Source organism: Eubacteriaceae bacterium Marseille-Q4139, assembly GCA_018223415.1.
In the GTDB taxonomy this organism is placed as follows: domain Bacteria; phylum Bacillota; class Clostridia; order Lachnospirales; family Lachnospiraceae; genus CABSIM01.
Genome location: JAGTTQ010000001.1, coordinates 1,018,584 through 1,041,991 on the forward strand (window position 1 = coordinate 1,018,584; position 23,408 = coordinate 1,041,991).

15 protein-coding genes and 1 pseudogene are annotated in these 23,408 nt (G+C 53.0%); 5 read left to right on the plus strand and 11 right to left on the minus strand.

Annotated features, from left to right (window positions below; genetic code table 11):
* Position 1: 1 nt before the first annotated feature.
* Both KE531_04830 and KE531_04835 read left to right on the plus strand, forming a co-directional pair.
* Positions 2 to 2,236, plus strand: coding sequence for a glycosyltransferase (locus tag KE531_04830; protein MBR9952951.1), 2,235 nt, complete (start codon positions 2 to 4; stop codon positions 2,234 to 2,236).
* Complete coding sequence (locus KE531_04835) at positions 2,211 to 3,389, plus strand: glycoside hydrolase family 5 protein (protein ID MBR9952952.1); 1,179 nt, start codon at positions 2,211 to 2,213, stop codon at positions 3,387 to 3,389. Before KE531_04830 ends, KE531_04835 begins: the two co-directional genes overlap by 26 nt.
* 109 nt (positions 3,390 to 3,498) lie before the next feature.
* Here KE531_04835 and KE531_04840 read toward each other — a convergent pair whose 3' ends face one another.
* From KE531_04840 to KE531_04870, 7 genes and pseudogenes are all read right to left on the minus strand, one after another.
* The gene (locus KE531_04840; protein ID MBR9952953.1) at positions 3,499 to 4,989 is read right to left on the minus strand and encodes a leucyl aminopeptidase; all 1,491 of its coding nucleotides are present in this window, start codon (positions 4,987 to 4,989) and stop codon (positions 3,499 to 3,501) included.
* Positions 4,986 to 5,933, minus strand: coding sequence for an ATP-binding cassette domain-containing protein (locus tag KE531_04845; protein ID MBR9952954.1), 948 nt, complete (start codon positions 5,931 to 5,933; stop codon positions 4,986 to 4,988). Before KE531_04845 ends, KE531_04840 begins: the two co-directional genes overlap by 4 nt.
* Positions 5,926 to 7,008, minus strand: a pseudogene (locus tag KE531_04850) (ABC transporter ATP-binding protein). Before KE531_04850 ends, KE531_04845 begins: the two are co-directional and overlap by 8 nt.
* A gap of 13 nt (positions 7,009 to 7,021) precedes the next feature.
* Positions 7,022 to 8,002, minus strand: coding sequence for an ABC transporter permease (locus KE531_04855; protein ID MBR9952955.1), 981 nt, complete (start codon positions 8,000 to 8,002; stop codon positions 7,022 to 7,024).
* Positions 8,002 to 8,946, minus strand: a complete 945-nt coding sequence (locus KE531_04860; protein ID MBR9952956.1) for an ABC transporter permease — start codon at positions 8,944 to 8,946, stop codon at positions 8,002 to 8,004. Before KE531_04860 ends, KE531_04855 begins: the two co-directional genes overlap by 1 nt.
* Positions 8,947 to 10,803: a peptide ABC transporter substrate-binding protein gene (locus KE531_04865; GenBank protein MBR9952957.1), complete on the minus strand. Its 1,857-nt coding sequence runs from the start codon at positions 10,801 to 10,803 to the stop codon at positions 8,947 to 8,949.
* A gap of 24 nt (positions 10,804 to 10,827) precedes the next feature.
* Positions 10,828 to 12,717, minus strand: coding sequence for a peptide ABC transporter substrate-binding protein (locus KE531_04870; protein MBR9952958.1), 1,890 nt, complete (start codon positions 12,715 to 12,717; stop codon positions 10,828 to 10,830).
* A gap of 212 nt (positions 12,718 to 12,929) precedes the next feature.
* On the opposite strand from KE531_04870, the gene KE531_04875 reads away from it, so the two are divergent.
* The 3 genes from KE531_04875 to KE531_04885 all read left to right on the plus strand — a co-directional run bounded on the left by KE531_04875 (position 12,930) and on the right by KE531_04885 (position 18,080).
* Positions 12,930 to 13,949, plus strand: a complete 1,020-nt coding sequence (locus KE531_04875; GenBank protein ID MBR9952959.1) for a LacI family DNA-binding transcriptional regulator — start codon at positions 12,930 to 12,932, stop codon at positions 13,947 to 13,949.
* Between the two features lie 974 nt (positions 13,950 to 14,923).
* Positions 14,924 to 16,633 carry an N-acetylmuramoyl-L-alanine amidase family protein gene (locus KE531_04880; GenBank protein MBR9952960.1) on the plus strand — a complete coding sequence of 570 codons (1,710 nt, stop codon included), beginning with the start codon at positions 14,924 to 14,926 and terminating at the stop codon, positions 16,631 to 16,633.
* A 313-nt stretch (positions 16,634 to 16,946) separates the two neighbouring features.
* On the plus strand, positions 16,947 to 18,080 hold the full coding sequence (locus KE531_04885) for a DUF3089 domain-containing protein (protein MBR9952961.1): 1,134 nt from the start codon (positions 16,947 to 16,949) through the stop codon (positions 18,078 to 18,080).
* A gap of 63 nt (positions 18,081 to 18,143) precedes the next feature.
* Here the strand turns inward: KE531_04885 and yajC are convergent, their stop codons facing one another.
* From yajC to scfB, 4 genes are read right to left on the minus strand one after another with little or no spacing between them, the layout of a single operon-like run.
* On the minus strand, positions 18,144 to 18,419 hold the full coding sequence (gene yajC, locus KE531_04890; GenBank protein ID MBR9952962.1) for a preprotein translocase subunit YajC: 276 nt from the start codon (positions 18,417 to 18,419) through the stop codon (positions 18,144 to 18,146).
* Between the two features lie 26 nt (positions 18,420 to 18,445).
* Positions 18,446 to 19,585, minus strand: coding sequence for a tRNA guanosine(34) transglycosylase Tgt (gene tgt, locus KE531_04895; protein MBR9952963.1), 1,140 nt, complete (start codon positions 19,583 to 19,585; stop codon positions 18,446 to 18,448).
* Between the two features lie 7 nt (positions 19,586 to 19,592).
* Positions 19,593 to 21,824 carry a protein translocase subunit SecD gene (gene secD / locus KE531_04900; protein ID MBR9952964.1) on the minus strand — a complete coding sequence of 744 codons (2,232 nt, stop codon included), beginning with the start codon at positions 21,822 to 21,824 and terminating at the stop codon, positions 19,593 to 19,595.
* 30 nt (positions 21,825 to 21,854) lie between these two features.
* A complete protein-coding gene (gene scfB / locus KE531_04905; GenBank protein ID MBR9952965.1) occupies positions 21,855 to 23,276 on the minus strand; it encodes a thioether cross-link-forming SCIFF peptide maturase in 1,422 nt (473 codons plus the stop codon).
* Positions 23,277 to 23,408: the final 132 nt, after the last annotated feature.

Sequence of the window (23,408 nt, forward strand, 5' to 3'; positions counted from 1 at the left end):
TATGAGCAAACGAAAACTATGGTTTTGGCTGATGACAGTCACCTCTGTCATCTACATTGGCTGGAGATTTTTCTTCACCCTTCCTTTAGAAAACGGCATCGTCGCACTGATTGCCGGTATCGCTCTGTTTGCGGCGGAGCTTATCAGCATGCTGGAGGCAGTCATCCACTATATCTGCATGAGCCGCGATAAGGAGCCGGATCTGCCGTCCGTCCCCGCAGAGGACTTCCCCCATGTGGATGTCCTGATCGCAACCCACAGCGAGGAGACAGAGCTTCTCTTTAAAACCGTAAACGGCTGCAAGCACATGGAGTATCCAGATAAATCCAAGGTACATATCTATCTCTGTGACGACGGGAACCGGCCGGAAGCTGCACAGCTTGCTGAGGATATGGGCATCGGCTATCTTCCGCTGACAGACAATAAACTGGCGAAAGCTGGAAACTTAAACAACGCGCTGTCCCATACAGATTCGCCGCTTGTTGTAACCTTCGATGCTGACATGATTCCGAGGAGCAATTTCCTCATGGAGACCGTCCCATATTTCTTCCTGCCCAAAATGATTAAGGAAGATGGTGTCTGGAGAAAAAGAACAGAGGAAGAAATCGACCCGGATTATAAGATCGGCTTCGTCCAGACTCCGCAGAGCTTTTATAACCCCGATCTGTTCCAGTTTAATTTCTTTGCCGAAAGAAACATTCCAAATGAACAGGATTATTTCTTTAAAGAAGTAAACGTCGGGCGAAACGGCAGCAATTCCGTGATTTATGCCGGCTCCAATACCGTGATTTCCAGGGAGGCCCTGGATGAGGTCGGCGGAATCCACACCGGCACCATTACGGAAGACTTTGCAACCGGCATCGACATTCAGGCAAAGGGCTATACCTGCATCGGCACGAAAAAAGTTCTGGCTTCCGGCCTGGCACCCAACGACTTTCCGACACTGCTCAGACAACGCCAGAGATGGGGACGTGGATGCGTGCAGACAGTACGCAGCCTCAAATTTTGGTTCGGCAGCCTCCCCATTTTGTCCAAGTTAAGCTACTTTGCATGTTTGCTGTACTGGTGGACATTTTTGCGGAGAATTGTGTATATTTTATCCCCCATTCTATTCTCTGTATTTGGCGTCCTGGTCGTCAGGACGGATTTGTTCGGCATCCTGTGCATCTGGCTTCCGTCTTATTTGATTTATAACCATTCTCTCCGCCTCCTGTCGGGGAAAATCCGCGATCAGAAGTGGAGCAATATCGTCGATACCATTCTCTGCCCCTACATGATTCTTCCGATTCTGGCAGAGACCCTGGGGATCCGGATGAAAAAATTTGTTGTGACCTCCAAGGAAAAGACTGCATCGAGAGGCACAAAAATCCTTTACGCCGTCCCGCACATGATCCTGCTTGCGGCAACGGCGGCCGGAATCTATTTCAGCGTGACTTCCATCATGCTGTATCGGAGCTTTCTTGGGATTGTTGTTCTGTTCTGGCTGTGCATGAACGCGTATTTCCTCATCATGGCCGTGCTTTTCATGCTGGGAAGAATCAACTACCGGAAATCCGAGCGGTTTTATGCGGAAATTCCCATCAGTTTCCAGAGTGGGGATGAAGAAGTCCAGGGAATGACCTGCGACATCTCCGAGCATGGTTTCGCCTTCCGACTGGACTTCCCGGAGTTTTTGGACGGCGTATGCAGCTTTACAATCCGGGACAAAAAATGGCAGGCCTCCGTAAAAGGACAGATTGTCCATGTTTCCAGAGACCGTGACAAATGGAAATACTGCGTCAAGCTGGAGCCGCTGTCCTTGCAGGAAAAGCAGGATTACAATCAGATTGTTTTTGACAGATTCCCGACGCTTGCCTCGGAAATCAGGACCACGGCCGTAAAGGATCTGGTAATCCTGTTCAAACGGAAAATAGCCGCGCCCATGCAGTCCCACCGGAAATATCCGCGCATCCTGTTAAACTGCGAGGTGACTGCTGAAGACGGCAGCAAGGTAAAAGTCATTGACTACAACTACCGTTACGTAACAACTGAAGAGCCTCTTTCCGACTCGAAGCTTCACCTGGATTTCGGCGGAAAAACGCTTCTTTTGAAAAAAGCCGATCAGACGAATGCGTCAAGGAAAAATCTCTATGAGGTGACAAACTGGGAACAGGTATCTGCCTCCCGTGAGATAAAAGCTGCACTGAAAAAAATGATGGGAGAGCTGCCGCGTGAGGAAGCATTACAGAGCGTATAACCGCAGTCCATTTTCCCTTCTGATGTTTGCCGCTGTCCTGGTTCTGGCTGCCGCAGTCCTTTTTCTGGTCAGACGGCAGGGCGCTTTATCCGGATCCGTGGATGCCCTGATGGCAGAAAACCGCAGGCTCCAGGAACAGGAGTCTGCCATGGAAGCCGAAATCGACGCCCTCCGCCGCAAAAAAAAGCTGGGCCGCTTATCCGTAGAGGGCACCGAGCTTCTCGGCCCGGACGGAACCCCCGTAAGGTTAAAGGGCATCAGCAGCCACGGCCTCGCATGGTATCCGGAATACACCAACTACCGCGCTTTAAAAACCATAAAGGGCTATGGCGCCAATGTTTTCCGAATTGCCCTTTATCCGGATCAAAACGACGGATATCTGGAGGAACCGGAGCTGAATCAGAAGCTTTTATACCAGGCCGTCGAAAATTCCCTCGCAGCCGGGCTCTACACCATCATTGACTGGCATGTGCTTCAGGACGAGAATCCCAACAGGCATCTTGATGAGGCTCTCGCCGTCTTTGAGGAAACAGCAAAGCATTACGGTGATGAGCCTGGGATTCTCTACGAAATCTGCAACGAGCCAAACGGCGATACCACCTATGAAGACATCGCAGAATATGCAGGCCAGGTAATTCCCGTCATTCGGAAATACGCGCCGAACGCCGTGATTCTCGTTGGCACGCCGGGGTACTGCACCTCTCTTTCCGAGGCCATACGCTCCCCCCTTCCGTATGAGAACCTCATGTACACCTACCACTACTATGCCGGCGTATCGGACTGTGAATTTGCCGTCGAGGAAATCCTGCGCGGCCTGGAAAACGGCCTGCCTGTCTTCATCAGCGAGTGGGGCATCGACAGCCATGTCCAGGAGAACGGCGCATGGGAAGAGACGGATGTATTCCTGGATTTTCTGGACGCGCAGAACCTCAGTTGGGTGAACTGGTCGCTCTGCAACAAAGACGAGGGATATTCCCTGATTGGGCATGAAGAGACAGGGGTATCCGGCTGGACGTTAGACGAGCTGACCCCCTCCGGAAGATACGTCGTGGGACGGCTTCAGGAGACGGGGAACGTATCTGAAACGATGCTTTGGGGACTTCGGGCGCAGGAAATGGCCTGGATCGCGTTTGCGGTGATGGGGCTTTTTTGAAAGCGTCAGCACAAAAACCTCCCGCAGAATCCTCTTTCTCTCCATCACCCATCTTTTCATAAACTATCAAAAGGCCGGCCACATTTCGCGTGACCGGCCTTCCTTCATTTTACTTTCCTAAAACCTTCACCGTCTCATACAGCAGGCTCACTCCATACCCGCTTGCACCGTGAATGCAGTAGGAGTTACCCTCCGGCAGCCAGTTGACCGGGGCCATGTCCACGTGAACCCATGGCTTTTCTTCCACGAACTCCTGGATAAACAGGCCGGCCACGATGCTGCCGCCGCCCATGGGGTTCCCGGGGCTGCTGTTCTTGATGTCCGCCACGTCGGAGCGGATGGCCGCAAACAGCTCCTTGTCTGCCGGAAGCCGCCAGATTTTCTCGCAGGAAGCCTCCGAAGCAGCTTCCACCTCGGCGTAAAGCTCGTCGTCGTTTGCCAGGACTGCCGCGCTCTTTCCGCCGACAGCGCCTTTTGCCGCGCCGGTCAGGGTTGCAATGTCGATGATCGCCCCTGCGCCTTCCTTCCGGATCGCGTAGGTGATGGCGTCAGCCAGGGTCAGACGTCCCTCGGCATCCGCATTTAACATTTCAATGGTCTTTCCGTTCATGGAGAACAAGATGTCGCCGGGAACATAGGCGTCGCCGGAAATCATGTTCTCGCAGGCTGCCGCGACGGCAATGACGTTGACCGGAAGCTTTTCCAAGGCAATGGCACGGATGGCGCCGATAACGGCTGCCGCGCCGCCCATGTCATCATGCATGGTATCCATTTTGGACTTTAAGCTGTATCCGCCGCTGTCGAACATGATGCCTTTGCCGACAAGGGCCACCGGCGCCTCGCCTTCCTTTCCGCCGTGATAGCGGAGCACGATGAGCCTCGGCTCGTCAACGGCTCCCTGTGCCACGGAGAGGAACGCGCCCATCTTCATGTCTTCCATCTCTTTTTTGTCATAAACCTGAATCTCAAGTCCGGTCTCCTTGGCCACAGCCGCCGCCTCTTCGGCCAGCTTCTCCGGCGTCATGTACATGGACGGGTGGTTCACCAGATCTCTTGCCAGCATGGTGCTTTCCGCCACATGCTTTGCCTCCCTGGCAATGTCTTCCATCCCCTCTTTTTCCGTCACCATCACGGCCTCTTTCATGCCATTTTCCACAGGCACGGACTTATAGGCGTTGAACTGGTACGATACGAGATATGGAAGCTCAAAAAGCTTCTGGATCCGCTCATGGCTCGAAAGGAGTTCTCCCGCCGCGTCCATGAAGACGGCTGTCACGGCCGGCTTCGATTCCTTGCAGCACTTAAACGCCTTTGCAAGAGCTAAAAATACCTCCCGGTTCGTGGCCGTTCCGTCTCCAAGCTGGACTAAAACCAGCTTCCGGAACTTCTCTGTCTCTTTCTCATAGAGTTCCGCCGCATACACAGCGCCGCATTCCTTTCCCGGTTTTCCTGCCTTAACGGCCGAAAGAACCGCCTCCTTCATCATTTCCGGCAGCCCGGGAAGCGCCAAAGCGGCCTGTCCCGATACGCTTTCTTCTGAGAGCGGGACGATGAGTGCGTCAAACTCTGCCCCCAGTTCTTTTTTTACTGATACTTTCATCCTCTTTTTAATACCTCCTTATAGTTTTGCTGCTCCTCTTTGTTTGCGAGAACAAAATGCCCTTCCTCAATCTCTGTCCACTCCGGCTTGTCTGTCTCATAATGATGGCAGGACGGATCATAAACCTCCACCACCTTTTTCCGTTCGGTAAGCGGATCCGGCTGCGGGATGGCGGAAAGAAGCGCCTTCGTGTAGGGATGGAGCGGATGGCTGTAAAGCTTCTCCGTCTCGGCCAGTTCCACGATTTTCCCTTTATGGATAACGGCCACCCGGTCGGAAATGAACCGGACAATGGAAAGGTCATGGGCAATAAACAGGTACGTGAAGCCCTTTTTCTTCTGAAGCTCGGAAAGCAGGTTTAAAACCTGCGCGCGGATGGAGACATCCAGGGCCGAAATCGGCTCATCGGCGATGACAAGCTTCGGCTCCATGACGAGAGCCCTGGCGATGCCGATCCTCTGCCGCTGCCCGCCGGAAAACTCGTGAGGGAAACGGCTGGCAAATTCCGGGAGAAGGCCCACATCTAAAAGCGCCTGCTCCACAATCTGCTTTCTGTCGGCCTCATTCTTAAATTTGTGCAGGTTGTAAAGCCCCTCAGACACGATGTAATCCACCTTTGCGCGCTCATTTAAAGACGCCATGGGATCCTGGAAAATCATCTGGATATTCTCCACAACCTTCCTGTCCATCTCCTTGGAAATCTTTCCGCTGATCCTCTCTCCTTTATAGAGGATCTCACCGCCTGCCGCCTCGTTGATGCGGATGATGGCCCGCCCGATGGTCGTCTTTCCCGAGCCGGATTCTCCTACGAGGCCGAAGGTTTCCCCCTCGTAGATATCAAAGCTCACACCGTCTATGGCCTTAAACGTCTTCTTTCCGGAGCCGAAGACTACCTCCAGGTTTTTTACCTCCAGAAGCTTGTTTCTCTTCTCCTTCTCAGGCATCTGCGGACACCTCCTTCCATTTTTCAAACATCCTGGCAATTAGCGCCGGCGGCTCCACCTTCGGCGCCCTCGGGTCAAGGAGCCATGTCCTCGCCTTATGGGTCGGGCTCACCTCGAAATACGGCGGACGGATCTCAAAGTCAATCTTTAAAGCCCGCGGGTTTCTCGGTGCAAAAGCGTCACCCTTAATCTCATTGAACAGATTCGGCGGCGTGCCCTTGATGGAGTAGAGCGGCTCTCCCTTTACCCCAAGCTGCGGTAAGGACGAAAGAAGCGCCCAGCTATATGGATGTTTGGCATTGTAGAAGATCTCCTCGCAGAGTCCCACCTCGACGATATCGCCGGCATACATGACGGCAATCCGGTCGGCCACGTTCGCCACAACGCCCAGGTCATGAGTGATGTAGATAATCGTCAGGCTGTATTTTTCCTGAAGGTTGTGAAGGAGCTTTAAAATCTGCGCCTGGATCGTCACATCCAGGGCCGTCGTCGGCTCGTCGCAGATCAGGATTTCCGGATTGCATGCCACGGCGATGGCGATGACGACGCGCTGGCGCATGCCGCCGGAAAATTCATGGGGATACTACCTATACCGCCGCTCCGGCTCGCTGATGCCCACGTCCTCCAGGATTTCTAATGTCTTTTTCTTAGCCGCCTCGCCCTTTAAGCCTTGATGGAGCTCCACGGTTTCCTGGATCTGCTTTCCAATGGACTTTAAAGGGTTTAAGCTTGTCATGGGATCCTGGAACACCATGGCAATCTCTTTCCCGCGGATTTTCAGCCAGTCCTTTTCTTTTTTAAGAGACACCAGATCAATCCCCTGACCGGCATAAGACCTGCCGCTGTAAACGATGGAGCCGGAATCCACCCAGCCGTTCTGGTCGAGAAGTCCCATGAACGTCTTCGTAAACACCGACTTTCCGGAACCGGACTCGCCCACAATCGCCAGGCTTTCGCCCCGGTAAAGCTCCATGGAAATCCCGCGGATTGCCGTGAGCGTCCTGCCGCGCAGATGAAATTTTACAACCACGTCCTTCGCTTCCAGTATTTTTTCTGCATTCCTGTAATCAAACATCTTCGGCCACCTCCTAGACATGGTTGCGCGGGTCTGCCGCGTCAGCAAACGAGTTCCCCATCACATAGAAGGAAATCGTGATTAAGGACAGGATGATGGACGGAAAGATGAGCTGGTATCGCAGAGACGGGCTCATCATGACAATCCGGCCCTCGTTGATCAGGTTCCCGAGGGACGGGACACTGATGGGCAGGCCGAGACCGATGTAGGTTAAGAAAACCTCCTGGCCGATGGCAAGCGGAATTGCAAGGGCTACACGCATCATAATAACCGAAACTACCTGCGGAAGCAAGTTTTTCGTGATAACACGTCCCGTCGGCGTTCCGAGACAGCGGGAGGCCAGGTTGAACTCCCGGTCACGGATGATGACAATCTGGTTTCTGATGTAGCGCGCCGTCGGAAGCCAGCCGGTCAGACACATGGCAAAAATGATCGTGGTGACGCTGGGCTTTAGAAGGTAAGACGCCAGAATCAGGATAATGGAGCTTGGGATGTTGTGGATGACGTTATAGATCTCCGTGAAAACCGCGTCCATTTTCCGCACATAGCCCCAGAGGGAGCCGATGACAATCCCCATGAAGGCGTCCCAGAGTCCCACGGCCAGCCCGATGAACAGGGACGTCCTGGTACCGCTCCAGATTCGCGCCCAGAGATCCTGTCCGATGGAGTTGGTGCCGAACCAGTATTCGCTTCCCGGCGCCTGGTTCCTGTCCTGCTTTCCCGTCTCTGAATTTATGTAAACCTCAACAGGATCCTTCTGTCCCGGAAGATACGGCTGGATAAAGGTAAAAAGCACCAATGCAATCAGAAGCGTCAGGAAAAACATGGCAACTCTGTTTTTCGTAAACACCCGCCAGGTGGACGCCCAGTAGGAGTAGTTGGAATAGCCCGTGCGTTCTGCCGCGCCTTCGTCGTATTCCGCAAATTCAAACATGTCCTTCGTGATTTTCGTCATGCTGTCTTCAATGTCCTGAATTTTCTTTCCTGCTCCCATTATCTTCCACCGCCTTTCTTATTGAGCTTGATTCTCGGATCGCAGAGTGCCATCATCAGATCGCCGAGGAACAGCCCCAGGATGCCGATGCAGGAATAGATCAGCACAAGCGCCTGGACGAGGGTATTGTCCTGCCTCTGGATCGCGGAAACCAAAAGGCCGCCCATTCCCGGAATCGAAAACAGGGATTCCACATAGATGGAGCCGGAAATCGTCATGAGAATCTGTCCGGGAAGCTGCTGTGCCATGGGCACAAACGCGTTCCTTACAATGTGCCGCGTCATAATCACGGAATTTTTCAGGCCCTTTGCGCGGGCGAGCTTGATGTAGTCCTTGTTGAGCTCGTCTACCATGTACCGCCGCATCCACATGGCGTAGGTGGCAATGCCGCCCAGGGACATGCAGATGGCCGGAAGAATCCAGCTCACCGGTTTCCTCTCGTCAAACAGCATCGGAATTTTTAACGCGTTTGAAACATAAAGCTGAAGGAATAAGTAGTACACGGCCGCCGGCACCGCCTTTATGAGCACCACATAGGCTGAGCCAAGATTGTCCATGAATTTCCCCTTAAACCTGGCCATCAGGACTCCCAGAGGGAGCCCGAGGCACAGGGAAATCACGATGGACGCAAGCCCGAAATAGAGGGAATACGGGATTTTAGGCCCGATAATCTTCGTAATCGGCACCTTCGGCCGGAACACGATGGACTCACCGAGATCGCCGTGGAGGATTCCAACGAAAAAGTTTTTAAGCTGAACAGGAAGCGGATCCCGCAGTCCCATGTCGGTCAGGGCCGCTTCAATCTGCGCCTCGTCCATCTTATCATAGCCCTCTGCGAAATAGCCTTCCTCCGGCATCAGCCGCAGAAGCAGAAAGACAACCGTCGCCACGACGACGAGCGTTGCCATGGACTGAAGAATTCGTCTTAACGAGTATTTAAGCATTTACTGTTTCATCCTTTCTGCCCTGTCTTTCTCGTACTGTTCAAGTGCTGCCGGATACTCGGACATGCCCATGGGCTCGTCTAAAATCACAGCGCCCTTTAACTTGATGGCCCCGTTTCTTCCCATCTGGCTGGTGTAGCCGGAGAACGGGTCAAGGTAAGATGCCTTGTAGCCGCCGCCGGAGGTATAAAACGGGATCAGGATCGCCTTGTCAAGAAGCATGCACTCAGCCTCGGCAAAAAGCTCGTAGCGTTTCGCCAGATCCTTTGTTTCCGCGTCGGCCGTGTCCAGGGCCGCCTCAAACAGGCTGTTCCCGTTTTCGTCCAGAAGGTCTTCTGCCATGCTGACGCGCATGTAGCTGCCATCTAAGGAATCGGTGTGAACCGGGTTCATCATGCCGAGGGGATCCGCAAAGTCAGGCCCCCATCCCATCTCCATCATAGAGTAGGCGCCGGGCCGTCTGACCTGGGCGGAAAAGCCGGTGGACGGGTGGGATTCCAGGATAATGTCGATGTAGTCTGTTCCCAGGAGGCCTTCCATCTGCTGTTCGATGACCTGCATCCTGTTTGCCGTGTCCACCTTGGAGGTACTGAACGGAAGCAGGATCTGAATCGGGAACGTCACCTTTCCTGAAAGCTCTTCCATGGCCTTTTCCTTATATTCCAGGGCTTTCGCCTCATCAAAGGACTCGCCCTCCGTGTAGGCGGCAAGCCCGCCCATCATCGTATAGTCCACGCCGTCCGCCTGCACAAGCTCCCGTCTCGTAAATGTGTTGAGGAGCTTGCTTTCCGGGTCATAGGGCTCGACGGTCATGATGGCCGCCTCCCGGTCGAGGGCATGGAACAGGGACTTTCGGAAGCTTTCGTTATTGACGGCCGTCTTCCAGTCCTCCGGCTTATACTGCTCATCATAATTGGGATCGAAGTTAAAGCCGATGAAATAGGACATGTTCGTCAGGTTGTTTGGCCGCATCATCTCTTTTTTCTCCGGATCATTCATCCACTCATCGAGGATGCTGCCTGGAAGGGCAAAATCGTTGATTTCGCCGCGCAGGAACAGCTCGGCGCCGATGGAGTTGGACTCGGCGTTGTACTTATAGCTTAAGCGGCCGATGGAGATAATGTCCTTATTCCAGTAGTTAGGGTTCGCCTCCATGACCCGCTCACTCTGAGGCTCGTAGCTGGTCAGCAGGTAAGCGCCGCAGTACAGCGCGCTCTCCTTGTCGATGCCGAACATTTCGCCCTGCTCTTCCAAAAATTCCCCGTTCACCGGGAAAAAGCACGGGAACGAAAGCTGTTTTAGGAAATACGGCGTCGGCTGTTTTACCGTGTACTCCACCGTCTGATCGTCGACGGCGCGGACACCAACCTCGTTAAAATCCGTAATTTCGCCGTTATAATAGCTTTCCGCGTTGTTTATGACGTCATAGACCGTCTTGCTGTTGCTGGACGCGTTGTCCGGGTTTAAAATCCAGCGGATGCCGTCCACGAAATCCTGGGCCTTCACGTTCCGAATCTCGTTCCCCTTCCAATCGTACCACTTCACATCGTCACGGAGATGGAACGTATAAGTCAGCTCATCATCAGAAACCTCCCAGTCCGAAGCGATGCACGGAATCATCTCGCCGTACTGGTCGAACTCCACAAGGCCGTCGAGGATACTGTAAAAAAGAGCGATGCTGTCGCTGTTGCTGGTTTTCAAATAGTTGAGCGTATCAATCTCCGCCGTGTAGACCGTCGAATACTCTGTCATCGGTTCGCCGCCGTTTCCCGATACCGTCTCCGTCCCGCCGGAACATCCGGCAAGCACTGCCGCGGCCGCCATTGCCGCCAGGATCGCTGTCATATGTTTTTTCATAAATGTATGCCTCCTCTCTGCGCTCTACTGCCCTGCCGCAGCCTTTAAGGCCTCTTCCCGTTCTGCCGCATACTGCGCTTCAGCCGCCGCATACTCCTCCTGGGTCATAGGCTTATCGAGCACCTTCGCTCCTTTATACTTGTCCAGGTTCCGCCCAAACTGGGTGCAGTGTCCGGAGAACGGATCCAAATACGTCGCGCGGTAGCCGCCGCCGGACGCATAAAGCGGGATCACCAGGGCATGCTCAATCAGATACTCCTCCGCCTCTGCAAACAGCTCATAGCGGCGGTTCGTGTCCCCGGTCTCGTTTCTCGCCTCATTCACCATGTTTTCGTAAATGCTGTTTCCGTTTTCATCCTTCAAATCCTCTGCCAGATACGGACGGCTGTACTTCGTCCCGATGGACGTATCGTGGGTCATGACCTCCACGTAGCCGGCCGGATCCGTATAGTCCGGGCCCCAGCCCATTTCCATTAAGGAGAACTGGCCGCTGCTTCTCGACTCCTTCAAATAGTTGGTGGGAGGATACGGCACCAGCTCCACGGTAATGTAATCGTTTCCGAGCAAATTTTCCAGCTGCTGTTTTTCCACCTGCACGCGGTTTGTAAGCCCCAGGTTCCCGGTGCTGTACGGCATGACGACGATCACGGGGAACTCCACGGTGCCGGAAAGCTCCGCCATGGCCTTTTCCTTATATTCCAGAGCCAGATCCGGCTGGAACTGCTCTGTGTTCGTGATGTCCTTTAATGGCTCCAGCTCCGTATAATCCACGCCGTCCACGTTGACGAAATTTTTCACCGTGATCGTATTTAACATCTGCTCCTTATACTCGTAGGGGTAGCTCGTCATGACGGCCGCCTCCCGGTCAAGGGCGTAATAGATGGACTTTCTGAAATTCTCATTGTTCACGGCCTTTAACCAGTTGTCCGGGCCGTATTCCTCATCGTAAAGAGGCTCAAAATTAAAGCCTAAGAAGTTGCTGCTGGTGCTGGCCGGCTTCATAATCATCATGTTCCGGCGCTCTTCGTCCTCCATCCACTCGTCGAGAATCTCTGCCGGGATGTCGGCCTCCGTGACCTCGCCGCGAAGGAACAGCTCAGGCGCCAGCGTCTTGGCCTCCTTGTTGTAGTTGTAATTGATCCGGGAAATAAAAATATTTTCCTTATCCCAGTAGTTCTCGTTCATCTCCAGGACTCTCCGGCTCTCCGGTTCAAAGGTCGTCAGCACATAGGCGCCGCAGGAAAGCATTGTCTCCGCGCTTGTTCCGAAGGCATCGCCGCACTCCTCCAAAAACTGGCCGTTGGCCGGCAGGAAGCAGCAGTACGCCGTCATGGTGAGGAAATACGGCGTCGGCCGATACAGCGTGTACTCCAGGGTGTAGTCGTCCACCGCCCGGATACCAACCTCGCCAAAATCCGTGATCTCGCCGTTATAGTATTCCTCGGCGTTCTTTACCACGTTGTAGAAGATGTTGGAGGTGGTCGAGGCGTTGTCCGGGTTTAAAAGCCATTTTGCCGCGTCCACAAAATCGTTTGCCGTCACCGGCGCATACTCCTCTCCATCACAGGTGTACCAGTTTACACCCTCGCGGATATGGAAGGTGTAGGTCAGTCCATCGTCGGAAATCTCCCAGTCCGTCGCCAGGGAGGGAATCGTCACGCCGTACTTGTCAAAGTCCACAAGGGCGTCCACGAAGTTCTCCGCAAACCTGGTATTGGTGGATAAGGAAGACTTTAAATAGTTGATGTGGGCCAGCTCGGCCGAATAGACGACTGTGTACTCTTTTCTTTCGATTCCGTCGTCTTCGCTTGCTGAGGCAGGTGCGCCTGCCTCTGTTCCTCCGCCCCCGCCGCACCCGGCAAGGGTCAGTCCCATGACGGCTGCCATGGCTGCTGCTAAGATTCTCTTCTTCATATTTAACCTCTCCTTTTTATAAATTGCAGCGGTTCCCCGATCTTAAAATACTGGAAAAATATTCCTATATTTTAATTATTCGATTAACCATTGCTATTTTAACAATTATCTGCTACAATAATGTCGATATACACGCGAATATGGTACCAGGCCCCTTCTGGTGCTGAATATTTCGTCAACAATGAGTTTATCTCCAGAAAAGGACTGTTCTTATGGAAAAAAGACGCTCAATTACTGCAAAAGATATCGCTGAGGCCTGCCATGTTTCCCAGGCAACCATCTCCTACGTCATCAACAACACGCCGGGAAAGCGGATCAGCGAAGCCAAGCGCCAGGAAATTCTGGAAACAGCCAGGCGCATGAAATATTTCCCCAACGCCTCTGCCCGCAGCATCCGCCAGCAGCACTGTACCGCCATCGGCCTCATGCCTGGAAACAACTACGGCAATGCCGGCTTTGGAACGGCGTTAAAGGGAATCAAAAAATATTTCGATGAAAAAGGATTCACACTGACACTGTTAAGCGACAACCGCGATCCGGAAAATGCGGAAATTCTCCGCTACTATTATTCCAACATCATCTGCGGCGTCATTTTCATTGCCTTTGACAACCAGGCCATCGACACGGCGGTTCTCGAGGAAAACAATATTCCCTACGTTGTCATCAGTGAGAACGGGGTTGTCTGCCCAGGCATGGCGCAGAAAAAGGCCTTCGAGCACGTCATCTATGACTGCATCCGCTTCTGCCATGACCATGAGCTGAGAAAAATCCGCTACTTCACCCGCACCATCAACGGCAGGGCGCCCCACAATAAATATGACCTGATCGTCAAGGCCATTGACGAGCTGTATCCTGACTGCGATTTCGAGCGCATTGTCTGCGATACAACAACCGACGGCCCCGATTCGGAAATCACAGAGCCCATGAACCGCTACCTGGAGGCACATACCTTTGACATCGCCCTGACACCCAACCAGCGTTTCGGTCTCCTGATGCAGAAATGCCTGCTCCAAAAGGATTTCCGGATTCCGCAGACCATCAAGCATATCTGCCTGGCCTCATCGCCGTTCCTGCTCAACGTATATCCGCAGATTTCATGCCTGCACATCCCGCTCTTTGACATGGGCTACTACGCGGCGGAGCTGATGATCTCTCTTGTAAGGGAGTTTCCGGTGGAGGAAAAAGACTTCGAGTGCCTTCTGCTCCATGGCGACACCACAAGGTTTGAATAAGGAACACCTGCATAACGCCCCTGGCTTCGGCCGGGGGCCTTTCTTCTGTGCGGCCGGCTCTCGGAAACAGTCCCCTCCCCGCCAAAAGTTACTCGATTAACTAACGTGTAAAAATGAAAACACGGAACAAAGCCGTGCTGTTTTATCTTTTTCCCATTTAACAGAACCTTAACGTCATCATAGAGGAAACTGCCCATTTTGTCAAGACAGAATTGGCAGAATATTGTCAAATTGCACAACATCATTTCCGCTTCCATAGTGTACTTTTCGCGAAAAGGAAAATCCAAAAAACCGGAAATACCCCCCCCCCGCATATATTGACTAACTTTTATGACCGTATTATAATTAACTTTGTACAAATTATCCAAATCTGTACCATCAATTTTTAAAGGAGGTTTTGTATGAAAAAAGTCTTTGCAGCGGCAGCGGCGGCGGTCTTGTCCATGAATATGGTCTTCTCCGCCTTTGCCGCAACGAAACTGGAGGCGCCTGAATTCGTTCGTTGGAGTTCCGATGAAGAAGCCCGGCCGGAGTGGGCCAGCGTGGATGGTGCCGGCGGGAAGTATAACGTCGAGTTCTATCAGGACGGCCAGGAGATGTACAGCTCCAAGCACACCTGGGCGGCCAACACCCAACTCGATGTGCTTTCCAGCGGTAGCTTCCGCTCCAGGCTTGAGGAAAGCGGTACTTACAAATTCCGCGTCATGGCTTTAGGCGACGGAAAAGAAACAGAAAACAGCGATTGGTCTGATTTTTCCGAAGATTGGGCATTTTCCATGCCGGATATTAAATTCGGTACGGTTTCCAATCTGAGATGGAACGGGACAACGGCCGTCTGGGACGCCCCGGCAGATTCCCTAATTGAGGAATACGGCGATTGTTTCGACGGATACGATGTCGCTCTTTACGAAAACGGTAAAAATATTCTTATCTCCCATTCCGTCCCCAGTACAGAACATGACTGGGCAGAGGACATGAAGGATCCCGACGCGAAATACTCCTTCTCTGTCCGGGTCATGAGCCACACTCCTTCCGAAATTTTCCACAGCGAGGAAGTTTTCTCTGACGGAACCTATGACACTCCTGGCGAAAATGCCACTGTCTCCGACACCCTGGATTCCATCCTGAATTCCCAGGACGAAACGGCAGTGAACAAAGCCCCTGACACACTCGCAGAAAACATTTCCAAGGTTCAGGTTGCTATGCAGTCTGACCCGGAGATCGCCGGAAAAATCTCTGAGTTAGAGGCCGCTTACAAGGAACAGAACAACGTCACGGTTGAAACAACTACCTCTGACGACGCAGAAATAAGCGGCGACGACATTCAGATTGTCGGTGTCGGCCTCAACGCTGCGGAAGCCAACAGCACCGTATCCTTTAACGTGTCCAAACCCAAAAAGGAAGTTGTTATCGATCATACGGCTTACCGCAATACCATCCAGGTGGACTTCTCCCTGTCTGGTGCAGTGAAGACATTAAAGGTTCCGGTTCAGATCACGCTTCCGATCCCGGACAGCATCAACCCGGATTTCTTCCAGATTCTTCACTATCATTCTGACGGAAGCTATGAAGCCATCATGCCACCGGAACTTACGGTCGACAAGGCTAACATGACGGCCACCTTCACCGTAACCAGCTTCAGCACCTTTGTCCTGGCAGAAAAAGGCGCTGACCTCGAACTTGTGGCAACGCCGTCCAACGCGACCGAGTTTAAGAATCTCGTAGATTCTCTCCCGGAAGCAGACGACATTCAGGATTACGAGATGGTTGCCGGTAATATGGCAAAAGTCCGCGAGGCAATCCAAAAGCATGTTGTTCGTGCAAACAATATGGATGAAGAGATGGTAGAAAAGCTGGATGCCATTGTTATGGCTCTGGCTGACGGCGACAATGAATTCTCCATCAACGTAGAGATCGACAGCGACCTGATTGAAAGTGTTATCGGCGCTTCCCTGCTGGCCTATGTCGAGGATGACAACGACATAGCAGGCATCCATCTCTACCACAGCCATCTCGCAACCAGCAGCAATGCAACAACAAAATTAAAATTCCGGTTAAATGCAGACTGGATCGAAAAGGACGGAAGAACCAAACATATAAGTATGTCGCTTGATACGCCCCTGATCTTCCGCATCGCCGCTCCGGATTTCTATGATGAGGTTTATAAATCAACCGATAAGATCTCCGGCACCGGATTCGGGTCTGCCCCTATTGACTACAAAGACGGAATCATCACCTTCCTTACAAGGAATCTTGGAACAGTACGTGTTGTAGGCCAGTCCTCCAGCTCCTCTTCCTCCTCTTCCAGCGGCCGCGCCCGCTCCGGAATCGTGAAAGAGAGCGACCTTCCGAAGTCCCCGGCCGGCGGTTCCTGGAAGCTTACGGACGGCAAGTATTTCTACTATTACAGTGACGGCACACCTGCCAAGAACGTATGGCTGGAAATCAACTCTGTCTGGTACTACTTCGGAACCGATGGAATCATGGCAACGGGATGGCTCAAGGACAATGGAAACTACTTCTATCTTGATCCCGCAACCGGCGCTATGGTTACCGGCTGGAAAGAGATCGATGGTACCTGGTACTACTTCAACACCATCGGAAACGGCTTCAAGGGCATGATGCTCGCAGACACGACCGTTGACGGCTATGCACTGGATTCCAACGGTGCGTGGATTCAGTAACGCAATTTAAAACGCCCCTGCACCTTGGGTTTTTCCCGGAGTGCAGGGACGTTTCGCTTCTGTGATGTCTATATGTTTTCGATAACGTCGCTTTTCAATCTTTCCAATTCAGATACGTTTACAATGAAATCATTCATTGTTTGATAAGTTTGTTTTATGTTATGTTTTGCAGTTTGTTATGTTTTAGGGCAATGATCCATTCGGATGATTGCCCCTTTTGCTTTACACCCCTTTACAGCCCCTCTCTCTTGACTTTCCCACCCCCATCCACTAAAATATACCCGAAACATATTTCCACGAAAGGAGAATCTTTATGAAAACAAAGAGACGCGTCCCGGCGCTGCTTCTTTCCCTTCTGCTTGTCCTCTCGCTGGTTGTAGGCTGCGGCCAGAACGCAGCGCCGGCTGAGACTACCACAGCCGCCCAGGAGACGACAGCGGCCGCGACAACCGAAGAGGCCACCAGCGCCCAGGAGACAACGGCGGAAGAAACCGAAGCCGAATCAGAAGCTGAGACCGAAGCTGCCGCCCAGGAAATCATCGAGCCGGACTATTCCGACGAAGCCAACTGGGCTTACCTGGAGCTTGACAAGGAAGGCGACGCAGACATCTTCTTTATCTGTCCGTCTGTCTACGGCGGTTCCGATGACGCCTGCAACATGCCTCTTTCCGACGAGGACGTAAAGTACAGCTTTTCCGGCGCCATCAACATGGAAAAGGGCATCTACGATGCAAACGCCCGCTTCTTTGCCCCCTACTACCAGCAGATCGGCTTAAACGTCTATGAAATGCCCATCGAAGACCGCGAGCCGTACCTGGAAATCGCCTACCGCGATGTAAGGGATGCCTTCGATTACTACCTGGAAAACTACAACAATGACCGCCCGATCATCCTCGCCGGCTTCTCCCAGGGCGCTGACATGTGCATCCGCCTCATGAAGGACTGCTTCGGCGACGAGGCCCTGGCAGACCAGCTCGTTGCCTGCTACGCTATCGGCTGGAGAGTCACCGAGGACGAAGTAAACGAATTCCCGCAGCTTAAGATGGCCCAGGGCGAAGACGACACCGGCGTCATCGTCTGCTTCAACAGCGAGGCCGAGGATGTCACCGATTCCCTGATGATTCCGGAGGGCATGAAAACCTACGCCATCAACCCCCTAAACTGGAAAACCGATTCCACACCGGCAGACAAGAGCCTCAACAAAGGCGCATGCTTCACGAAATACAGCGGAGAAATCTCCTCTGAAATTCCGGAACTCACAGGCGCCTACATCGACGAGACCCGCGGTGCCTTAAAGGTGACGGACGTAACCCCGGAGGACTATCCGGCCGGCCTGTCCATTTTCACTGACGGAATCTATCATCTCTATGACTATCAGTTCTTCTACCGCAATCTTCAGGAGAACGTCCAGACGAGAATCGACGCCTACTTAAACGGCTCCAACTAAATTACATGAAAAAGCCCCGCACGGATCATGGAATTTCCATAACCCGGCGGGGTATTTTCATGGCTACGCTTCCGGCTTTTCAACCTGGATAATCGCCTGTTTCTGCATCGGAATCCGGCAGTTCTTGTTGCTTCCAAACTCTACAATCACGGTATCATCTGTCATATCAATAATCACACCGTAAAAGCCGCTGGAAGTCAAAACGCTGTCGCCTACGGCGATGCTTGCCATCAATTCCTGCATTTTTTTCTTTTCCTTCTGCTGCGGTCTGATTGCGATGAAATACATGAACGCAACAATTAAAAGAATATAACCAATCCAGAATGCGGGGCTGTTCATAGTTACACCTCTCTTTCTTTTTGCTGTTATTCTTTATGTTGTCCCAACACGCCGGCAAGCTTTTCCTTCTTGTACTCGGCGTATCGGTGGTTCTCAATGGCGTCCCGGATTTCTGTCATCATCGTATTGTAGAAGTAAAGGTTGTGCAGCACGCAGAGCCGCATGCCTAACATTTCCTTTGCCTTTAACAGATGACGGATATAAGCGCGGCTGTAAGAACGGCAGGCCGGGCACCCGCAGCCCTCTTCGATAGGCCTCATATCCTTTTCATACTTTGCATTGAACAGGTTGAGCTTCCCATGGTTCGTGTACACATGACCGTGGCGCCCGTTTCTCGTCGGGTAAACACAGTCGAAAAAGTCCACGCCGCGGTCGACAGCCTCTAAAATATTGGCCGGCGTGCCGACACCCATTAAATACGTCGGCTTGTTTTCCGGAAGGTGGGGCACCGTCACATCAAGGATCCGGTACATCTCCTCGTGGCTCTCCCCGACAGCCAGACCGCCAACGGCGTATCCGTCCATGTCCATGGCTGAAATCGTGTCAGCATGGGCAATGCGGATGTCCTCAAAGGTACCGCCCTGGTTGATGCCGAATAAAAGCTGTTCCCTGTTCACCGTGTCCGGCAGGGCATTGAGCCTTGCCATCTCCGCCTTGCAGCGTGCCAGCCAGCGGGTCGTCCTGTTCACGGAATTTTCCATGTACTCCCTCGTACATGGATGCGGCGCACATTCATCAAAGGCCATGGCAATGGTGGAACCCAGGTTGGACTGGATCTGCATGCTCTCCTCCGGCCCCATGAAAATCTTCCGGCCGTCGATATGGGAGTTGAAATACACGCCCTCTTCCTTGATTTTTCTTAAGCCAGCTAGGGAAAATACCTGGAAGCCGCCGGAATCCGTCAGGATCGGCCTGTCCCAGTTCATGAATTTATGAAGGCCGCCCAGCTCCTTGATAGTCTTATCTCCGGTTCTCACATGGAGATGGTAAGTGTTGGAAAGCTCCACCTGTGTCCCGATGCCCCGAAGATCATCGGTGGAGACGGCGCCCTTGATGGCCGCCGCCGTGCCCACATTCATGAAAACCGGCGTCTCAATCACACCGTGGACGGTCTGCATCCTGGCCCGCTTTGCGCGGCCGTCTTTCGCCAGAATCTGATATTCCATGGTTCTCCTATTCTTCCTTCGCCCTGCCAGACCGTTTCTCTGCCTTCTCCTCTTTCGCCTTTTCCGCCTGGCGCGCCGCATGGCGTTTGCTCATGACATAGAACATGGCGCCTGTCAGGCATACGGAGGAGTAAGTGCCGCAGATGATGCCCGCCATGAGCGGAAGCGAAAACTCCCGGATGGAGGAAACGCCCATCACAAACAGCACGAAGACCATGATAAAGGTCGTAAGGGACGTGTTGATACTTCTCGTAAACGTCTGCGTGATACTTTCGTTGATCACAGCGGCCAGATCCGCTCTCGGCCCCTGAGCTTTCAGGTTCTCGCGGACACGGTCGAAGATAACAATCGTCGCGTTGATGGAATATCCGACGATGGTAAGGAGGCAGGCGATAGCCGTAGAGCCCACCGACCATTTTGCCAGCGCATAGCATGCCAGCACAACCAGAACGTCATGGACAAGCGCCAATACGGCACTGGCCGCAAAACGGATATTCTTAAAGCGTACCCAGATATAAAGGAGCATGAAGATCGTTGCGATGACTGTCGCCACGATGGCGTCGTTCTTCATCTCTGCGCTGACAGCACCGGAGATGCTCTCTGCCGTGATCTTCGTCTCGTCGACTCCGAAATTCTCCACAAGGGCCGCGTCAAGAGCCTGGCGCTCTTCCACGCTTAAGGTTCTCGTCTTCACGATTACCTCGGTGGTTCCTGCTACCTTCTGGGTCTGGACATCGGCATCCTTCGTGATCGACTCAACAACCGGAACAACTTCACTGGAAATCCGCTCCAGGGACATGTCCTCGTTGAAGGTCACGCTGGTGGACGTACCGCCCTTAAAGTCGAGGCCGTAGTTGAAGGCGCCTCCGATGGAACCTTTGTTGAGTCCCATGCCCACGAAGCCGGCCACGATGACAACGCCGGAAATGGCAAAGCAGATGGCCTTCTTCCCAAGGAAATTGACAGCCTTTCTGTCCTTCTTCGTCCCGTAAAGCTTTGCGCTCTGGAGTCCCAGATTGAACAGGCAGTTCATGATAAACTTCGTGATGAACAGCGCCGTAAACATGGAAAGGATGATACCGATGGCAAGGGTCGTCGCAAAGCCCTTAACCGTGCCGGAACCTCTCCAGTAAAGGACGGCTGCTGCAATCAGCGTCGTGACGTTTCCGTCAATGATGGCGGAAAGCGCCTTGGAAAAGCCGGTCTTGATGGCAGACTTCACGGTCTTTCCATGGCCGATTTCTTCCTTAATACGCGTAAAGATAATGACGTTGGCGTCCACGGCCATACCGATGGACAGGATAATACCTGCGATGCCCGGAAGCGTAAGCGTCACCTCAAAGGCGGCAAGCAGGATGATAATCAGTGCAACATACAGGCAGAGCGCGATGGACGCTGCAAGACCCGGCACCAGATAAACGGCAATCATGAACACGCACACGATGCCGAAGCCGATGGCGCCTGCCAGAAGGCTCGTGGAGATGGCTTCCTGGCCAAGCTTCGCGCCGACCACATTGGAACGGATCTCCTCAAGCTCCAGGGAAAGGGAGCCGATGCGGATGGTGGACGCAAGCTGATCTGCCTGCTCGTAAGAGGCCATTCCTGTAATGGAGGCCTGTCCGCCTGTGATAGCCGCCTGGACAACCGGGTTGGAATATACCTGGCCGTCGTAGACGATGGCGATGCGCTTTCCGATGTTGGCCGCCGTCACGTCAGCGAACTTCTTTCCGCCCTCGTCGGTGAACGTAAGGCCTACCTCATACTTCTGCTCGCCTGTCTGCTGATCCTTATAGATCATCGGCGTAGCCGTCGCCACATCGGTGCCCTCCAACACCACATTCTGCTCCTCATCCAGGAACTGAAGGGAGCCGGGCTTTCCAAGCTCCTCTAAAATCGCGTTGGCATCCGATACGCCGGGGATATCAATGTTGATGCGGTCTCCGCCTTCCTGATAAACCTCTGCCTCGGTGCTGTAATTCTGTACCCTCTGCTGAAGCTTATAGCGGGTATCCGCCATGTCCTCTGCGCTCGGGTTTTCCTCTTTGGCCTGGTAAGTGATGCTGACACCGCCTGCAAGATCCAGTCCAAGCTTGATTCCGCCCTCCTGGGAGGTGACACCGTTCTCATCGGTAATGAGCTTGCTCTTTACGAGCGTATCATATCCGAAATATCCGAAGATGCCGATAACAATCAGGAGGACTAAGAGGCCTAAAAGCCCCTTTCCTTTGCTGCTCTTCATGACTTTTGTCTCCTTGATTTTTGTATAATATTATTCTTCGGAAGCCTCTTCGCCGTCGTCGGCCAGGGCTGCCTTAATCATGATCGCACATTCGATGCGCTTCTTCTGCATCGCACAGCCGATGTCATAGGCATCGGTAATGGAGCCGTGGAAGTTGTAGGAATTGGCCGCGCATCCGCCGCTGCAATAAAACCTTGCAAAGCAGTCCTTACACTTTTCCTTTGCATAGACGTTGCAGAGCTTGAATTCATCGCGCACCTTCGTGTTGGTGATCCCCTCGTCCACGTTTCCGAGAAGGAAGTCCTCCATGCCTACAAACTGGTGGCACGGATAAAAGTCGCCCCATGGCGTCACGGCCAGGTACTCGGTTCCCGAACCGCAGCCGGAAAGGCGCTTTGCCACGCACGGCCCCTGGTTCAAGTCAATCATAAAGTGGAAGAACTTAAATCCATGGCCTTCCTTCGTCCGCTTCACAAATTCCTTTGCCAGGCGGTCATATTCCTCAAGAATTGCCGGCAGGTCTTCCTCCCTGATGGAGTAATCTGCCTCCGGCGGCGCCACGACAGGCTCAACGGAGAGCTTTTCAAAGCCCAAATCCGCAAAATGAAGCACATCCTCGCCGAAATCCAGATTATGTCTCGTGAAGGTGCCCCTCACAAAATAATCCTTATCCCCGCGGGAAGCGGCAAACTTCTGGAACTTCGGCACAATCAGGTCATAGCTGCCGCTGCCGTTCCGAAACGGGCGCATGTTGTCGTTGACATCCTTCCGTCCGTCCAGGCTTAAAACGACGTTGCTCATTTCCTTGTTGCAGAATTCCATGATTTCGTCATTCAAAAGGACTCCGTTTGTCGTCAGGGTAAAGCGGAACTTCTTATTAAATTTTTCCTCCTGGGAACGGCCGTATTCCACGAGCTGTTTTACAACATTCCAGTTCATGAGCGGCTCGCCGCCGAAGAAATCTACCTCCAGGTTCCTGCGGTTCCCGGAATTTGCAATCAGGAAATCCAGAGCCTTTTTCCCGACCTCAAAGCTCATGAGCGCACGGCGCCCGTGATACTCGCCCTCTTCCGCAAAACAGTATTTGCAGGCCAGGTTGCAGTCATGGGCAATATGAAGGCAGAGCGCCTTCACGACTGTCTGGCGTTTTTTAAAGTCTACCACATAGTTTTTGTAAATATCCGCGGTGAAAAGTTCCTCCGCGTCGATGAGCTCCTGGACATCGGCCAGTGCCTCGGAAAGCTCTTCCTTGGAATACCGGGAAGAAAGGGCATCGCGGACTGCCTGCCTCTCTTCGTCGGAAAGCGCCCTCGGCTTCTCCATGTCCTCCACCCGCTCGGAAAGAACCTGAATCACATCGTAAAGCAAAGCATCCGCCGCATGGACAGAACCGCTGTTGACGTCTAAAACGATGTAGTAGCCATTGTTGATATACTGGTGTATCAAATCCATTCTCCTATCTATTATCCATATCCCCGCGCTGGAAGCGCATGATGCCCTGGCAAAGAAAAAAGCCCGGCTCGCCGGACTCCCACGCCAAAGCACGGCTGCCGGAACGTCATGCGCGCCGGCACTTGAGACAAA

Excerpts from the sequence above, each read along its gene's own strand:
- KE531_04830 (MBR9952951.1), top strand. The coding sequence starts at position 2 with ATGAGCAAACGAAAACTATGGTTTTGGCTGATGACAGTCACCTCTGTC.
- secD (MBR9952964.1), bottom strand. The coding sequence starts at position 21,824 with ATGAAGAGCAGCAAAGGAAAGGGGCTTTTAGGCCTCTTAGTCCTCCTG.
- scfB (MBR9952965.1), bottom strand. The coding sequence starts at position 23,276 with ATGGATTTGATACACCAGTATATCAACAATGGCTACTACATCGTTTTA.
- yajC (MBR9952962.1), bottom strand. The coding sequence starts at position 18,419 with ATGAACAGCCCCGCATTCTGGATTGGTTATATTCTTTTAATTGTTGCG.
- KE531_04840 (MBR9952953.1), bottom strand. The coding sequence starts at position 4,989 with ATGAAAGTATCAGTAAAAAAAGAACTGGGGGCAGAGTTTGACGCACTC.
- KE531_04865 (MBR9952957.1), bottom strand. The coding sequence starts at position 10,803 with ATGAAAAAACATATGACAGCGATCCTGGCGGCAATGGCGGCCGCGGCA.
- KE531_04855 (MBR9952955.1), bottom strand. The coding sequence starts at position 8,002 with ATGGGAGCAGGAAAGAAAATTCAGGACATTGAAGACAGCATGACGAAA.
- KE531_04885 (MBR9952961.1), top strand. The coding sequence starts at position 16,947 with ATGAAAACAAAGAGACGCGTCCCGGCGCTGCTTCTTTCCCTTCTGCTT.
- KE531_04880 (MBR9952960.1), top strand. The coding sequence starts at position 14,924 with ATGAAGGATCCCGACGCGAAATACTCCTTCTCTGTCCGGGTCATGAGC.
- tgt (MBR9952963.1), bottom strand. The coding sequence starts at position 19,585 with ATGGAATATCAGATTCTGGCGAAAGACGGCCGCGCAAAGCGGGCCAGG.
- KE531_04860 (MBR9952956.1), bottom strand. The coding sequence starts at position 8,946 with ATGCTTAAATACTCGTTAAGACGAATTCTTCAGTCCATGGCAACGCTC.
- KE531_04845 (MBR9952954.1), bottom strand. The coding sequence starts at position 5,933 with ATGCCTGAGAAGGAGAAGAGAAACAAGCTTCTGGAGGTAAAAAACCTG.
- KE531_04875 (MBR9952959.1), top strand. The coding sequence starts at position 12,930 with ATGGAAAAAAGACGCTCAATTACTGCAAAAGATATCGCTGAGGCCTGC.
- KE531_04870 (MBR9952958.1), bottom strand. The coding sequence starts at position 12,717 with ATGAAGAAGAGAATCTTAGCAGCAGCCATGGCAGCCGTCATGGGACTG.